The organism is Microcoleus sp. B3-D2 (assembly GCF_036705345.1).
Lineage (GTDB): Bacteria > Cyanobacteriota > Cyanobacteriia > Cyanobacteriales > Microcoleaceae > Microcoleus.
Genome location: NZ_JAUBUG010000029.1, coordinates 1 through 15,952, shown reverse-complemented (window position 1 = coordinate 15,952; position 15,952 = coordinate 1). Strand labels below are relative to the sequence as shown.

Here is a 15,952-nt window from a genome sequence, read left to right as displayed (position 1 = left end):
GGAGTCGTAAACTTTTTACCCCACCCCAACCCTCCCCTTACCAAGGGGAGGGAGTAAGAAATTCACAAATGATGCGAGGATTGCTATATATACAGTTGGTATAGTGCTATGTATCATTTCTCGCAGCAAGGCGACAATCATCTAAGAGAGCATTAAGTTCTTCAACGACTACCCAGGGGTTTCGACCTTTCAAACAAGCTACGATCGCTGCTTCATAGGGATTTCTGCCAGTTTTTTTTACCGCTGCGATCGCCTGTTTGTTAGACAATCCCCGCCCGCTGACCAACCAAGCAGCCAAAACCTGTCCTGTACGTCCGATCCCCCCAGAACAGTGAACTACCACCCGTTCGCCTTTGCTATTTGCCGATTCCAAGAACGGCAATATTCGATCGATTAAAATATCGCGATCGACCAATTCAAAGTCTGCAATCGGCGCCCAGCAAACTCGATCGCACCCAAATATTTTCCGATATGTTCCCAGTAAATCAGTGTAGCGGATGAGTTGCGTCTGAGCAAGCAAGCAGCAAACTTGCTTGATATTATGCCCCTGCATAAATTCAATCCACCCAGCAATTTCTGCATTGCGGTATCCTGGTCTGGCTGCACCAAACACAATTAATTCATTCTCTGAAGCCGCAGCGAATTTGTGCATACTGTTTTCAATATTTTTACCTATAATTAAGAAAGACGCACAAATCCTGAATCTACAATGAAAAACAACAGCTCGATCGGTTTAATGAACTGGCTGCAACCCAAACCAGAAACTGTTTTGTTATGCGACTCAAGTGCAGCAGCTTCTGAGATGGCATTCATGCTCAACGGTGAGTGGGATGGGTGCAATAGTTTGGTGCTCCCTAAATGCGACAAGGTAGCAATTGAAGCAGCCGCCCGTTTGCTGGAGACATCGTGGTGCTACCAAAATACTTGCGAACCCGTTTTAATTCGGCTGGAAGTTGATGAATTTTTGCGCCGTTATGCGATTGGAGACAGGTTTTTTATTAATGCTAACTTGCGATGCGTGCAATTGAGCGAACTTTGCTTAGAAAACATTGATTTGAGTTATGCTAAATTAAATTGGGCTAACCTCAGCGACACTAACTTAAGCAAAGCCAACTTAATGGCAGCCCAAATGCAATCGGCAAATTTGAGTCGCAGCAATTTGAGTGGATCGCAACTTGTGAGGGCGAACTTATCAGGAGCAAATTTATCTGAGGCTAATCTCAGAGGTGCCGATCTTAGTTATGCAGATTTAAGCAATACTTGTTTAACAGGTACTGATTTAAGAGGTGTAAATTTAGCTAGAGTAGACTTAAGAAAAACTTCGTTAAATGGGGCGATTGTTGAGTAAAATTCATGGCTGTATCGGGGGTGGGCTTCCTGCCCATCCCACGAAAGAAACATCAAAGGCTCTTGCTGGCGCCCTCTGATACGCGACTTATTAAAAAAGTCGGGTAACTTAGTATTAATGATTATTCATACTTCCTGCCGCGCCACTGAGTAGGCTGATTCAACGCAGAAATTAGAATTCGCAAAAACGCCAGCGGATCGGCCAAAGGTGACAGCCAAAACAGCCATTTACCCCATGCCCCAGTTGTATCGTAGGAAGGTGCGATCGCCAAACACAAAGCCGATCGCACCGCAACCAAAAATACATTCAATCCCAACAGCCAAAAGTGCCCAAATACACCAATCGGCGGCAGCGAACCAAACAGCAAATAGCACAACACAATCGGCATCGGCAAACCTTGAACCGCCAGCAACAGCAACAAATCGCCCCAAATTTGACCGCTTGAAGCAGCATCTTTCAAATCGAGCGATCGCGCCCATTCATTCCCCATGAGCGATCGCGCCGAGAGCTTTTAGCGTCGCTTTCTGTGCTTCAGTTAAACCTGTAACCCCAGTGATATTCATGCCTTCGTAGAGTCGGGGTGGTTTCAGTATTTTTAGGCACTCACCCGTATTGACATCCCACAGCCTTGCCGTTTCATCAGCACAGCCACTTGCTACAGTTTGACCATTCGGACTAAAACTGACTGCGTAGATTTCACGGGTATGTCCGGTGAGAGTTCTGATACATCTTCCAGTGCTGACATCCCATAGCCTCACCGTTCCATCGCAACTACCACTAACCAAGGTTTTTCCGTCTGGGCTAAAGGCAACTGACCATACCCAATTGGTATGCCCAGTCAATGTTTTGATGCAGTTACCCGTATTGACATCCCACAACTTCAACGTTCGATCGGCACTAGCACTAGCTACGATTTGACCATCCGGACTAAAGGCAACCCAACATACTTGATTTGTATGTCCAGTGAAGGTTTTTAAGCAACTGCCAGTGCTGACATCCCATAGTTTTACACAGTCAAAACTGCTACTGGCTAGGGTTTTACTGCTGGGACTGAAAGTGACGAAAAATGTGGAGAGGAAAAATATGGAATTGCTAGGTTCGGTACAAGTTCGGAAACATTGACCCGTTTGACAATCCCAGAACCTGATGCTCTGGTCAAAACCGCTACTGGCTAAAGTTTTGCCATCTGGACTAAAGGCAACTCCATATACCCAATCAGTATGTCCCGCGAACGTTTTTATGCACTTGCCCGTATTGACATTCCATAACTTCAGCGTTTTGTCAGCACCCCCACTAGCGATTGTTTTACCATCGGGACTAAAAGCGACTCCTATGACTGATTTAGTATGTCCCGTGAACGTTCTCACGCAACTGCCAGTATTGACATCCCACAGCCTCAGTGTAGTGTCAACGTTGCCACTAGCTAAGAGCTTACCGCAGGGACTAAAAGGAACTGCTAATACACAACTGTTATATCCGGTGTGAGTTTTGAAACATTTGCCTGTTTGACAATCCCAAAACCGAATTGTACGGTCAAAACTACCACTCACTACTATTTGACCATCTGGACTGTTGGCGTAGCCTGCGCGTAGCGCATAGGTAACGGACTCTACGCGATCGCTATGTCCGATGAAGGTTCTTGCACAGCTACCCGTGCTAACATCCCACAACTTCACCGTTTTGTCATAACTACCACTCACTACGGTTTGACCATCGGGACTAAAAGCGACTGATGTGACTACACTGCTATGTCCCGTGCAAATTTTAACGCACTTACCATCACGGATATCCCAAAGCCTGACTGTGCAGTCAGCACTGCCACTCGCTAGGGTTTGACCATCCGGACTGAAGGCGACGGCATAGACCGAATTCGTATGTTCGTACAACGTCTTAAAGCACTTGCCTTTGCGAACATCCCAAAGCTTGACTGTGTTGTCGGTACTAGCACTCGCTAAAATTTGACCATCCCGACTAAAGGCGACTGAATAGATTTCATTCGTATGTCCGGTGAACGTTATAACGCAACTATCAGTCGTGACATTCCACAAATTTACTGTGCGATCGGCACTAGCACTCGCTAAAATTTGACCATCCGGACTGAAGGCGACTGAGTAGACTATATTACTATGTCCGGTATAAGTTTTTAGACAGATGCCAGTACGAACATCCCAAAGCTTCACCGTGTGGTCATAACTACTACTCGCTAGGGTTTGACTATCTGGACTCCAAGCCACTGATTTTACCCAGTAGGTGTGTCCCTGAAAGGTCAAAAGTTGTTTGCCTTTTTGCACGTCCCACAGGTGAATATTATTATCTAGACCGGCCGTCGCCACACATTTGCCATCTGGTGTCAGTGCTAGTGACGTAATATTACCGAATATGTCAGAAAAAACCGATTGACACAGGTCAGAATTGGCGAAATTGACATTGTGCAAGTTTATCGCCTGGAGGTTAGCTTGCCAAACCGTTAGATTTGAAAAGTCATAACCGCTTAGATATACCTGTAATTGGCGAAGTAGATTGATAATATTTCCACTTACATATCCGGTCTTTAGGGGCGGTTTCCCTCGTAGCATCTCAAGAATTTGAGCTAGAGAATTTTCTAGAGTTTTTGAGTCGCTAAAACTCGTAATTAATCCATCAATCACTGGTTGAAGAATGAGGCGGATTTGAGTCTCAATTACATATTCTTTTGCTTGAGCTTTAACCAGAGCGTAACTTCTAAAGAGTTGAAGGTTATCAGGTTTAAAGTTAGCAAGTTTATTAGAAATTCCAACCTGATAACCTTCAACTTTTAACCCAATAATTTCTTTACAAATCTGCTCAATTAATCGAGTAATCACGTACTCCATGACTACAGGTTGTTGGGTAAATCGAGCGTTGTTTTTTTCAATCAATGACCGATGTTGCAATGAGCCTAGTGCCTGTAGAAGTTCGCTAGTTAATATCGGGGAGACAAAATCCTCTTGCAATTCCTCTAACAACACTGGTTCGCGATTGATGGCTAACCAGTACATAATCTCTTGTTCTATATCGCTCAGTCGCTGAAACTGCCGCTCTAACAAATCGCGGATATCATCAAAAATAAACAAACCTTGCTTTAAAAATTCTAAAAAGCGAGAAATACTGCTATCAAAAAACTCTGTTACCCCTGAAGCTACTATCTTTAAAGCTAAGGGATTCCCGCCATAGCGTGAAATCAGGCTTGTCCATTCATCTTCTGACCCAGTAAAAGACCCCTTCGCAGAGAAAATTTTTCGTCCTTGAACGGAGGGTAAACCTGTTAGTTGCAAGCAGCGAACGGGTAGGGTTCCGCCCTCTAAAGCGGTTATTCCTTGTGGTTTCTCGCGACTGGTTAGTATCAAGCTGCTGTTGTGGTGTGTTTCCCCAACACATTTGAGTAACTCACCGTAACCTTCATATCCTTCTCGAAAGCGTCCCGTGCGTGAAGCAAAGCTATGCCGCACTTCATCGCCTGCTTGCAAAACCGATTCAGCATTATCCAAAACTAGCAGACAGCGCGAGGAGCGTAAATAATCGATCGACCGCAAGATTCTGCCGTCCAGGTTAGTTGGCAGATTTGTTTCTTGTTGGTTAGAGAGAAATTGGATCAGTTCTGCCAATATCTCTTCTACAGGGGGGGCATTGCGAAGACTTCGCCAAATGACATACTCAAATCCTGATTGCAGCATTTGGGCAAGCTTGGCAGCCAAAGCGGTTTTGCCAATCCCTCCCATCCCCAGCAGCACCACCAAACGGCAATTGTCCTGCACAATCCATTGCTCTAAAGTCGTCAGTTCGTCACTACGACCGTAGAAAGCCGAGACATCCGGTGCCTCGCCCCAATCTTGGTGTCTGTTGGCAATCAAGAGGGAGGATTCCACGTCTACAGACTCGGATAGAACCCGATCGCCCAAGTCAGAGATCGATCGCCAATCGAGCGCCAATTTTCCACAAATTTCCACAAAAGTCGCATAATCAACGGTTTTTCCTGTGAGGAACCTGCTGAGAGTGGATAAAGCGAGTCCTAATTCTTCAGCAAAGGCTCTTTGGCTGGGAAAGCCATTGCGCTTGAGGGCTAATTTGGCGATCTGAATGCAGTCACTGCGAACTTTGAGCGATCGTGACATACCCTATTTCCTCGAAAGTTATGCAGATTTTAGCAAGTTACTCGAAAGTCGGTAATAAGTCAGTACCTTCTCAGTCTCGATCTCGGTCATCTGCGTGTTTTGATGGATTTAGTAGAGATGAGAAGTCCGATGCGGGTTGTCGATCGAACGTAAGAAACGTGTGTACAAATTTTTTCAGAGGAAACTATCATGGCTATATTCGGAGACGATCTTGCTAACAACCTTGTTGGAGGTGCAGCAGCGGACGATATCTTTGGCGCTGGTGGAAATGACATCCTCAATGGGGCTGGTGGTAACGACAAAATCTTTGGCGAGTCTGGAAATGACTCGCTAATTGCTGGCGCAGGTCTGGACTTTCTGTACGGTGGGGACGGCGATGACACCCTTAATGCAACTGGAGCGGGTAATGACGACCTCTTCGGTGGAATTGGTAGCGACGTTTACATCGTCAACAGGATCACCGACAATCTGGTTGAGGGTCTCAATCAGGGCATTGATATTGTCCAGTCTTCCGCCAGCTATACCCTAGATCCTAACGTGGAAAACCTAGTCCTCACGGGAGTTACCAATATCAACGGTTTTGGTAACAACCTCACCAACCAAATCACGGGTAACAGTGGCAACAATTACCTCGGTGGTTCAGGTGGCGATGACATCCTTAGTGGTTTAGGTGGCAATGACACCCTTAATGGTGACGAGGGCAATGACATCCTTAATGGCGGTGCTAATGTAGACCGATTCCTGTTCGATAACGCTCTTCCTGCGGCTGGTGTAGATACAATCAATGACCTGATTGTTGGCAGCGACAAAATTGTCCTGAACAAATCGACAGTTTTCTTAGCTCTCGAAACTATCGGAACGGAAGCTGGTGCTATTTTGCTGGCTTCAGACTTTGCGTCAATCAATGTGGCTGCCGGATCAGAAGTCTCCACAGCACAAAACAACCCAAATGAGATTGTTTACAACCGTCAGACTGGCAGTTTGTTCTACAACGCGAACAATGCTACGGCAGGCTTTGGGGTAGGTGGTGGTAAGTTTGCCACAATTGTGGGTTCTCCCGATACCGTCTCACGTACAGACTTCCTTGTTACAGTGATTGTCCCGCAGTAGTTATAGAGCAGTGAAATAGAAGCCCGGTTTCTTCAAGAAACCGGGTTTCCGATCTCGCGCTCCGGCCGTCGAACTCACGTTAATTACCGATTTAAAAGCACTAGATACGATCGTGCTTAACGGCAAATCAAGCGATTACGTGGTGCAGAATCAAGCTGCATTTGTTCCTGAATTGGGAGGAAATGTTCAGGGTACGGGAATTCTCAAGAAGGGGGCTAACGGCACCAATGATTTGATTGGTATCGTGCAGAATATAGTTGGTTTAAACCTAAATAGTTCGGTGTTTCAATTTGTTGATAACGATGTTAAGGCTTCACTCTAATTTGAGTGCGAAAACTGTCGATTTGATTGACGACAACAGCGATGATTCTGGAACTGTCGATTTGATTGACGACAACAGCGATGATTCTGGAACTGTCGATTTGATTGACCGCGACAGAAATGTTGACAAAGACGATTATTTGATTGGCGGCACTAACAATAACGTGCTATATGGCAACGGTGGTTATGACTTGCTCGAAGGCGGCAGTGGCAATGATTACCTTAATGGTAATAAAAATGGCGGGCCGGGGGGCTACCCTGACGAAATTGACACCCTTATTGGCGGTTTAGGAGCAGATACATTCGCAATTTTCGAGAAAGGCCCAGAGTTTGAAATTCCTTACTTAGATGGGTTAGGCGAGCAATCCTATGCGATTATTCGGGACTTTAAGAAAGCAGACGGAGATGCAATTTTGCCGGTGGGCAAAAAACAAGATTACGAATTTGTGTCAGGTGACGGTTATGGCAATAAGTTGATTCAAGACACAAAAATCTTTTATAAAGATGACATGATTGCCGTAGTAGCAGACACAATGGTTGCAGATTTAACCCTGTCATTCCTCTAATTCTATCTCTCGGAGAACTGGTTCCCAGGCTCTGCCGGGGAACCGATATCCAGAGGCTATTCCTCGAAGAGCGATCGGGAAAATCCAACTGTTTTTTTGTCAAGTTATCTCAACTGTAAACTATCAAGGAGATCGCAAAATGCACTCGCAAACTACCTACTTTAGATTCTCTCTCTTATTATCCGGTACTATAACTCTGATATTTGTATTCTTATATTTAGGAGGATATGGCTTTACTGGTCTTATAGACGAGGATATACTGCTGTGAGGCGATCGACTGTGATGTCAAGATAGTTTGATCGTATCGTGTGCCTGCGTAAGTCCTGAAGATCTCAAATGGGTTCTATATCATGTCCGGTCATATAACTTTTTATTATGGGTAATTCACCGGACTAGATATTATACTTGCGGCCGCGCCACTGAGTCGGCTGATTAAAAGCAGAAATTAGAATCCGCAAAAACGCCAAAGGATCGGCCAAAGGAGAAAGCCAAAATAGCCATTTACCCGATGCCTGAGTTCGATCGTAAGAAGGAGCGATCGCAAAACATAAAGCCGATCGCACTGCAACCAAAAATACATTCAATCCCCACAGCCAAAATTGCCCAAATACAGCAAGTGGTGGCAGCGAACCAAACAGCAAATAGCACAATACAATCGGCACGGGCAAACCTTGAACCGCCAGCAACAGCCACAAATCGCCCCAGATTTGAGCGCCAGAAGCAGCATCTTTCAAATCGAGCGATCGACCCCATTCATTCCCCATGATCGATCGCGCCGAGAGCTATCAGCGTCGCTTTCTGTGCTTCAGTTAAACCTGTAACCCCAGTGATGTTCATGCCTTCGTAGAGTTTGGCAGGTTTCAGCATTTTTAGGCACTCACCTGTCTTGACATCCCACAGCCTCACAGTTTCGTCGGCACTGCTACTTGCCAGAGTTTGACCATCCGGACTGAAAGCAACTGAATAGACCTCACGGCTATGTCCGGCGAACGTTCTGACGCATCTGCCAGTGCTGATATCCCACAGCTTCACGGTGCGATCGTAACTACCGCTAACCAAGGTTTTTCCGTCAGGACTGAAGGTGACTGACCATACCCAATTGGTATGTCCAGTGAAAGTTCTTATACAGTTGCCAGTATTGACATTCCACAGCCTTAGCGTTTGGTCGGTACTGGCACTGACTAGAGTTTGACCATCGGGACTAAAGGCAACCGAACAGACTTCATTCGTATGTCCGGCGAACGTTCTGAGGCAGTTACCAGTGCAGACATCCCACAGCTTTACCGTTTGGTCTAAACTGCCACTTGCCAAGATTTGACCATCCGGACTAAAGGTCACCGAACAGACTCCTTTGCTATGTCCGGTGCAAGTTTTTAAGCACTTACCCTCACCAATATCCCAACAGCGTACCGTTTGGTCTAAACTGCCACTAGCCAAGGTCTTACCATCCGGCGTCAAGGCGACTGATAAGACTCGATGAGTATGTCCGTGCAAGGTTTTTAGGCAGTTGCCAGTGCTAACATCCCAGCAGCGTACTGTGTGGTCAAAACTGCCACTGACTAGAGTCTGACCATCCGGCGTGAAGGCGACTGAGAATACCCAACTACTATGTCCGTGCAACGTTCTGAATTCTTTGCCGATGCTAATATCCCATAATCTCACCGTGCGATCGATGCAACTACTTGCAAGAGTTTGACCATCTGGCGTGAAGGCGACTGACGATATCGAACTACCATGTCCGTGCAACGTTCTTAAGCAGTTGCCGATGCTAACATCCCAACAGCGTACCGTTTGGTCAAAACTGCCGCTGACTAAAGTTTGACCATCCGGCGTCAAGGCAACTGAACTGACATGATTGGTATGTTTGGCTAAAGTTTTCAAGCATTTACCATCAAGGACATCCCATAGCCTGATAGTTTGGTCGGCACTGCTACTGGCTAAAGTTTGACCATCCGGACTAAAAGCGACTGACAATACCCCCTTACTGTGTCCAATGCAAGTTTTTAACTCGCAGCCGCTACTGACATCCCAAAACCTTACCGTTTGGTCGGCACTACCACTAGCTAAGGTTTTACCATCCGGAGTCAAGGCGACCGAAGATACCCCATCAGTATGTCCGTGCAACGTTCTTAACGACCTGCCCGTGCGACAATCCCATAGCCTCACAGTTTGGTCGGCACTGCCGCTGACCAGGGTCTTACCTTGGGGACTAAAGGCTACTGACAAGACCCAGTTGGTGTGTCCCTGCAACGTTTTGAGAGACTCACCCGTATCAATATCCCACAGCTTGATAGTGCCATCTTGACTACCACTTGCTACGGTTTGACCATCAGGACTAAAGGTGACTGAGTAGACCCCATTAGTATGTCCGGTGTAAGTTCTGAAGCACTTACTGTCACTAACATTCCAGAGTTTCACCAGATGGTCGGCACCGCCACTGGCAAGAATATCGCCTTGAGGAGTGAAAGCGACTGACCGTACCCAAGCATTGTGTCCTCTCAAGGTAAGAAGCTGTTGACCTGTTTGCATTTGCCACAGGCGAATATTACCATCAACATCACCCGTAGCCAAAAGTTTGCCATCCGAACTAATTGCTACAGAATAAACACTACCCAAAAGTTCCGCAAAAACGGACTTAGCTAGGTCAGCGTTCTGAAAATTGACATGATGCAAATTCACTCGCCGTAAGTCGGCTTGCCAAATAGTCAGATGAGAAAAGTTATAGTTAGATAAATTAATCTGGAGGTGATTCAATAAGTTAATCAGATTTCCACCACCATAGGCAGTAGAAATCTGGTTTTTCTGAATTTTTAAGAGGATTTGATTAAATTTATTTTCCACATCTTCCTTAGAACTAAAGATGAGGGACAATCTCTCGGAAATCGGCTCTAAAATAACGCGAATCTGACTTTCTCTGATATAATCCTTGGCAGTAGCTTTAATGAGAGCATGGCTCATCAATAATTTAACGTCTTCAGTAGAAACTTCCTCACATACCTGCTCGATTATTCGTTCTGTCACGTACTCCATAACGACAGGTTGTTGTGTAAAACCATCGGCGATTTTTTCAATCAATGAGCGGCGTTGCAAAGAAACGATCGCCTGTAGGAGTTCGCTAGCTGATATGGGGGAGACAAAATCCTCTTGCAATTCCTCTAACAACACTGGTTCGCGATTGAGGGCTAACCAGTACATAATCTCTTGTTCTATATCGCTCAGTCGCTGAAACTGCCGCTCTAACAAATCGCGGATATCATCAAAAATAAACGAACATTGGTTTAAAAACTCTAAAAAGCGAGAAATACTGCTATCAAAAAACTCTGTTACCCCTGAAGCTACTATCTTTAAAGCTAAGGGATTCCCGCCATAGCGTGAAATCAGGCTTGTCCATTCATCTTCTGACCCAGTAAAAGACCCCTTCGCAGAGAAAATTTTTCGTCCTTGAACGGAGGGTAAACCTGTCACTTGCAAGCAGCGAACGGGTAGTGTTTCGCCCTCTAAGGCGGCTAATCCTTGTGGTTTCTCGCGACTGGCTAGTATCAAGCTGCTGTGGTGATTTGTTTCCCCAACACATTTGAGTAACTCACCGTAACCTTCATATCCTTCTCGATAGTGTCCCGTGCGTGAAGCAAAGCTATGCCGCACTTCATCGCCTGCTTGCAAAACCGATTCAGCATTATCCAAAACTAGCAGACAGCGCGATGAGCGTAAATAATTGATCAACCGCAAAATTCTGCCGTCTTTGTTAGTTGGCAAGACCCCCCCTTCGCCCCCCCTTACTAAGGGGGGGTCTTGGTTGGAGAGAAATTGAATCAGTTCTGCCAGTATCTCTTCTACGGGAGGGGCATTGCGGAGACTTCGCCAAATCACAAATTCAAATCCTGAGTGTAGTTGTTGGGCAAGCTTGGCAGCCAAAGCTGTTTTACCAATCCCTCCCATCCCCAGCAACACTACTAAACGGCAATTATCCTGCACAATCCATTGTTCTAGAGTTGTCAATTCGCTACTGCGACCATAGAAAACCGAGACATCCGGTGCCTCGCCCCAATCTTGGTGTCTGTTGGCAATTGCTGGAGAGGATTTCACGTCTACAGACTGGGATAGAACCCGATCGCCCACGTCAGAGATCGATCGCCAATCGAGCGCCAATTTTCCACAAATTTCCACAAAAGTCGCATAATCAACGGTTTTTCCTGTGAGGAACCTGCTGAGAGTGGATAAAGCAAGTCCTAATTCTTCAGCAAGGGCTCTTTGGCTGGGAAAGCCATTGCGCTTGAGGGCTAATTTGGCGATCTGAATGCAGTCACTGCGAACTTTGAGCGATCGTGACATACCCTATTTCCTCGAAAGTTGTGCAGATTTTAGCAAGTTACTCGAAAGTCGGTCACAAGTCAGTACGTTCTCAGTCTCGATCTCAGTCAGATGGGTGTTTTGATTGATTTGTAGAGATGAGAATTTCCATACTGGCTCGCGAGTTTCCGTTGGCCTTGGAAGTCAACTTAATCACAGCCTATGGTGACTCGGCAATTCTCGTTTTATGTACTGAGTTTTTTTAGGGGTATTTATCATGGCAGTTTTATACGGAGGCAACGGTGCTACCAACTTTATTGGAAGTGGAGCAGCGGACACTATCTTTGGCGCTGGTGGAAATGACACGCTCAATGGAAGGGGTGGTAACGACAATATCTATGGCGATTCGGGAAATGACTCGCTAATTGGTGGCTCAGGTCTAGACTTCATGTATGGTGGGGAAGGCGACGACACCCTTAATGCAACTGAAGAAGGTAATGACCAGCTCTTCGGTGGATTTGGTAACGACCTTTACCTGGTCACCCGCTCTACTGACAGTGTGTTTGAAGGTCCCAATCAGGGTATCGATGCTGTCCGGTCTCTTGTCGGCTATACCCTAGATGATAACGTGGAAAACCTAGTCCTCACCGGCGTTACCGATATTGATGGTAGGGGTAACACCCTTAACAACCAAATCACAGGTAACAGTGCGAACAATAACATCTCCGGCCTTGATGGTAATGACACTCTTACTGGCGGAGGTGGTAATGACCGCTTCTTCTTCGGTCAGGTTCTTCCTGCTGGGGCTGGTGTGGATAAAATCACTGACTTTGTGGTTGGAAGGGACAAAATAATCTTGGAACAGAAGTATAGCTTCGGTGAACTCGAAACGGCTGGGGGTTCTTTTACTTCGCCTAATCTTTTACTAGCTACAGACTTTGCGGTAATCAATACTCCTGCCCTAGCAGAACAAATCGCCGCAGCAACCAGCTCGGATGAGATTGTTTACAACCGTGTGACTGGTAATTTGTTCTACAACGCGAACAATAATATGGCAGGCTTTGGGACAGGGGGTGGTCTGTTTGCCACAATTGTGGGTTCTCCCGATAACCTCTCCAATACAAGCATCCTTGTATTTGAACCGCCAGTAACTTGAAGAAATCAAGCTTTTAATCTCGAAATCTAACACAACGACTTCAAAAAAAACTTTTGAGGTCGTTGTGTTAGATTAGTGAGTTTTAGATTCAGATTCTGCCTGCGGGAAACTGACTCAAGTAATTCTTGGCACAACTCAGTGCCACAGCTTCGCACTTTGACTGTGACGGTCGGGTAGTGTCCGTTAGTGTTAAACCCAAAATATGGAAGAAGCTTGAGGATGCTGCTACCAACTATCCCATGTGGGTTGCTGCGATCGGTGGCAAGATGGGTGAATCAACGTCTAACGGCTTTGTGCTATTAGACCCAAGTATTCAACCCACATTCCGCACCCCCAACTGGCACATACGCTGCTTGAGGGGATAAAAGTGAATTATCCGAGACCGAGCCTGAGTAAAAATACTCAATAATTTCGGTCATGCTCCCATCACCTAGAATCTGATACCAGTTAAAATTGCGATCGCTAATAAACCAAGTTTATGACCTCATAGTAACCCGATCGCAGCCTCTAAAATGCGTTAATTGCGATCGCCAGCAGTAACCAATCATCACCAAAAATAGTGTACACTTACGCTCGCGATGAACGCTCAAATCAGGATTCAGCAGCCCATGCAGAAAGCATCTGAGATGAAAGTAGAAAACCTAGATCATCTGGGCTTGATAGCCGATCTAATTGATGAAATAGGAATTGTCCAAAAAATCAATGAGTTAATAGGCGAACAACCGGGCGAAATAGTCAGTCCCGGCTTGGTAGTCAAAGCCATGATTATCAATGGATTAGGGATGGTTTCCGCCCCACTATACTTATTCTCTAAATTTTTTGAAGGGAAAGCAATAGAACATTTACTTGGCTCAGGAATTGAAGCATCACATTTAAATGATGACCGTTTAGGAAGAGTATTAGATAAATTATATTTAGCAGGAATTACGGAAATATTCACAACCATTGCCCTAGAAGCAGCTCAAAAATTCGAGATAAATACCGACACATCTCACCTGGACTCAAGTTCATTTCATCTACATGGCAAATATGAACAAGAATTGCCATCAGTATCTTGTTCTAGCATAGAAACAGATAGCAATCAGTTAGATAATTCATCAATCAACCATCAAACATCCCCAATACCAATTCAGATTACCTACGGCTACTCTCGCGACCATCGTCCCGACTTGAAACAATTCATTTTAAACCTAATTTGTAGTGGAGATGGAGATGTACCACTATTTTTACGAGTAGCTTCAGGAAACGAATCAGATAGTTCCATATTCGCCTCAATTTGTCAAGACTTTAAAAAACAATTAAATCTCGACAGTTTAATGGTAGCTGACAGTGCATTATATAGTGCTCCCAACGAGCGAAATGTTAACCAATTTAAGATGGTTGACTCGTGTACCGCTGAGCCTCAAACAAGCGCAGCAACTGGTATCTCAGCTTGCAGGAATCGGAATTTCATCAAAGTTCAGTGACGGGATATAGTTGGTCAGAACACAAAAGTAATTATGGTGGAATTGAACAAAGATGGTTAGTAGTAGAGAGCAGTTTGCGCCGTGATGCTGACCAACGTAAGTTAGAAAAAAACCTCAAAAAAGCTGAAGTTGAGGGTCAAAAAAAGTTGCGAGAGTTATCAAATATTGAATTTGCTTGTGACGCCGATGCTTCCGCAGCAGCAAGTCGTTTATCCAAACAACTAAAATATCATAATTTAACCCAAGTTACTAGCAGACAAGCGACAGCAAAACCAACTACTAATTCGACCATTTCTCATAACAAATCTAGCTCTAGCTTGATATTTAAAGTTCAAGCAAAACTGGAATTAGATGCTAGTGTGATTGCTAAAGAAAAGAAAGCTAGTGGCAGATTTATCTTAGCTACTAATGTGCTGGATGCATCACAATTAAATCCTGATGAAATGATTGTCAAATATAAGGAACAGCAGTCGGCAGAGAGAGGGTTTGGGTTCCTGAAAGACCCGCTCTTTTTTACGGATAGCGTGTTTCTGAAGTCGCCGGAAAGAATCGAGGCTTTAACTTTGGTAATGGGTTTATGTTTGTTGGTTTATACTTTGGGTCAAAGGTTACTGCGGCAAAACTTGCAACTCACAAATTCGACAGTAAAAAATCAGTTGGGCAAAGGAACTAATCGACCTACTTTACGCTGGATATTCCAAAGTTTTCAATCGATTCATGCCGTTTGTATTCAAGGAATTCAGCAAGTTTCTAATTTGACAGCCGAACGGTTGTCCATATTAAATTTGTTTCCAGTCACCTGTCGGTCTTATTATTTCTTATTGTGAAATAAAGTCGATTATTGGTTGGTAAAACAGACTTACATTTAAGTGATTGTAGATAGAGCAGTGATGTATTAATATCATAATGCTGGCGATATATGCTGTGAATTAATAGTTATTAATGGTCTAAGTTTTAACGTTTTATGGGTTAAGAAGATTTAATTCATGTCCTCACGTCAATTTTTAGGGATTCCTAACTGGGTGATGCGATCATTGCACAGATTTTTGGGTGTTTTTACTCACGCTCGGTCTCGGATAATTCACTTTTAACCCCTCAATCCGCCTATGTGCCAGTTGGGGGTGCGGAATGTGGGCTAAAGATCACTGAAAGCCAGATACCCGACTTCTCAAAGAAGCCGGGTATCTGAACCCCTGGCAGAAATTGAAACTATGAAAAAGACATTTATATACAGTTTTCTTCTTGTTTTTCCGGTGTTGCTTGTTAGCTGTGGAGTGTTTGCAAAGAATCAAAAAAGCAGTTATAAAACCGAACCTGACACCAGCGCAACTGCCCAGAAGACAGAAATTATTAAAGGCAAAGACTTAAAAGGCGCACAGTTTAACGCAGTTGACCAGCAGGGAAGAAAGCTGAACTTTCAAATCAAAGATGTTGAACTAGACCCAAAAGACCGCGAAAAAGAAACCTATCTTTACACAGTCTTTTATCTAGGGCTTGCTGAATAAGTTAAGAAAAATCACGATAGCAATTGAGGAATGATTCAAGTTCAGCGACACATAATTTTT

The 15,952-nt window shown here is 44.8% G+C and carries 12 protein-coding genes and 1 pseudogene; 8 read left to right on the top strand and 5 right to left on the bottom strand.

Features of this window, described 5'->3' with window-relative positions; all coding sequences use genetic code 11:
* Window positions 1-106: 106 nt before the first annotated feature.
* On the bottom strand, window positions 107-652 hold the full coding sequence (locus QUB14_RS13070) for a phosphatase domain-containing putative toxin (RefSeq protein WP_333217457.1): 546 nt from the start codon (window positions 650-652) through the stop codon (window positions 107-109).
* A 57-nt stretch (window positions 653-709) separates the two neighbouring features.
* Here QUB14_RS13070 and QUB14_RS13065 point away from each other — a divergent pair, with 57 nt between their 5' ends.
* Window positions 710-1,348 carry a pentapeptide repeat-containing protein gene (locus QUB14_RS13065; RefSeq protein ID WP_333217458.1) on the top strand — a complete coding sequence of 213 codons (639 nt, stop codon included), beginning with the start codon at window positions 710-712 and terminating at the stop codon, window positions 1,346-1,348.
* A gap of 121 nt (window positions 1,349-1,469) precedes the next feature.
* On the opposite strand, the gene QUB14_RS13060 is transcribed toward QUB14_RS13065, so the two are convergent.
* Complete coding sequence (locus QUB14_RS13060; protein WP_333217459.1) at window positions 1,470-1,838, bottom strand: hypothetical protein; 369 nt, start codon at window positions 1,836-1,838, stop codon at window positions 1,470-1,472.
* Window positions 1,828-5,478 (bottom strand): WD40 domain-containing protein, encoded by a 3,651-nt coding sequence (locus QUB14_RS13055; RefSeq protein WP_333217460.1) that lies wholly within the window; start codon window positions 5,476-5,478, stop codon window positions 1,828-1,830. The genes QUB14_RS13060 and QUB14_RS13055 overlap by 11 nt, the downstream gene beginning before the upstream one ends.
* Window positions 5,479-5,667: 189 nt before the next feature.
* On the opposite strand from QUB14_RS13055, the gene QUB14_RS13050 reads away from it, so the two are divergent.
* The 3 genes from QUB14_RS13050 (at window position 5,668) to QUB14_RS13040 (ending at window position 7,475) form a co-directional block, all read left to right on the top strand.
* Window positions 5,668-6,588 carry a calcium-binding protein gene (locus QUB14_RS13050; RefSeq protein WP_333217461.1) on the top strand — a complete coding sequence of 307 codons (921 nt, stop codon included), beginning with the start codon at window positions 5,668-5,670 and terminating at the stop codon, window positions 6,586-6,588.
* 112 nt (window positions 6,589-6,700) lie between these two features.
* Window positions 6,701-6,910 carry a hypothetical protein gene (locus QUB14_RS13045; protein ID WP_333217462.1) on the top strand — a complete coding sequence of 70 codons (210 nt, stop codon included), beginning with the start codon at window positions 6,701-6,703 and terminating at the stop codon, window positions 6,908-6,910.
* The gene (locus QUB14_RS13040; protein WP_333217463.1) at window positions 6,891-7,475 is read left to right on the top strand and encodes a hypothetical protein; all 585 of its coding nucleotides are present in this window, start codon (window positions 6,891-6,893) and stop codon (window positions 7,473-7,475) included. Before QUB14_RS13045 ends, QUB14_RS13040 begins: the two co-directional genes overlap by 20 nt.
* A gap of 392 nt (window positions 7,476-7,867) precedes the next feature.
* Here QUB14_RS13040 and QUB14_RS13035 read toward each other — a convergent pair whose 3' ends face one another.
* Entirely contained in the window at window positions 7,868-8,239 is a 372-nt protein-coding gene (locus QUB14_RS13035; RefSeq protein WP_333217464.1) for a hypothetical protein, read from the bottom strand.
* A complete protein-coding gene (locus QUB14_RS13030) occupies window positions 8,229-11,807 on the bottom strand; it encodes a WD40 domain-containing protein (RefSeq protein WP_333217465.1) in 3,579 nt (1,192 codons plus the stop codon). Before QUB14_RS13030 ends, QUB14_RS13035 begins: the two co-directional genes overlap by 11 nt.
* A gap of 235 nt (window positions 11,808-12,042) precedes the next feature.
* Between QUB14_RS13030 and QUB14_RS13025 the strand changes: the two genes are divergently transcribed.
* The 4 genes and pseudogenes from QUB14_RS13025 to QUB14_RS13010 all read left to right on the top strand — a co-directional run bounded on the left by QUB14_RS13025 (window position 12,043) and on the right by QUB14_RS13010 (window position 15,892).
* The gene (locus QUB14_RS13025; protein ID WP_333217466.1) at window positions 12,043-12,921 is read left to right on the top strand and encodes a calcium-binding protein; all 879 of its coding nucleotides are present in this window, start codon (window positions 12,043-12,045) and stop codon (window positions 12,919-12,921) included.
* A gap of 125 nt (window positions 12,922-13,046) precedes the next feature.
* Window positions 13,047-13,286, top strand: coding sequence for a hypothetical protein (locus QUB14_RS13020; protein ID WP_333217467.1), 240 nt, complete (start codon window positions 13,047-13,049; stop codon window positions 13,284-13,286).
* A 243-nt stretch (window positions 13,287-13,529) separates the two neighbouring features.
* Window positions 13,530-15,214 (top strand): annotated as a pseudogene (locus tag QUB14_RS13015) (IS1634 family transposase).
* A gap of 384 nt (window positions 15,215-15,598) precedes the next feature.
* Complete coding sequence (locus tag QUB14_RS13010) at window positions 15,599-15,892, top strand: hypothetical protein (RefSeq protein WP_333217468.1); 294 nt, start codon at window positions 15,599-15,601, stop codon at window positions 15,890-15,892.
* Window positions 15,893-15,952 lie beyond the last annotated feature (60 nt).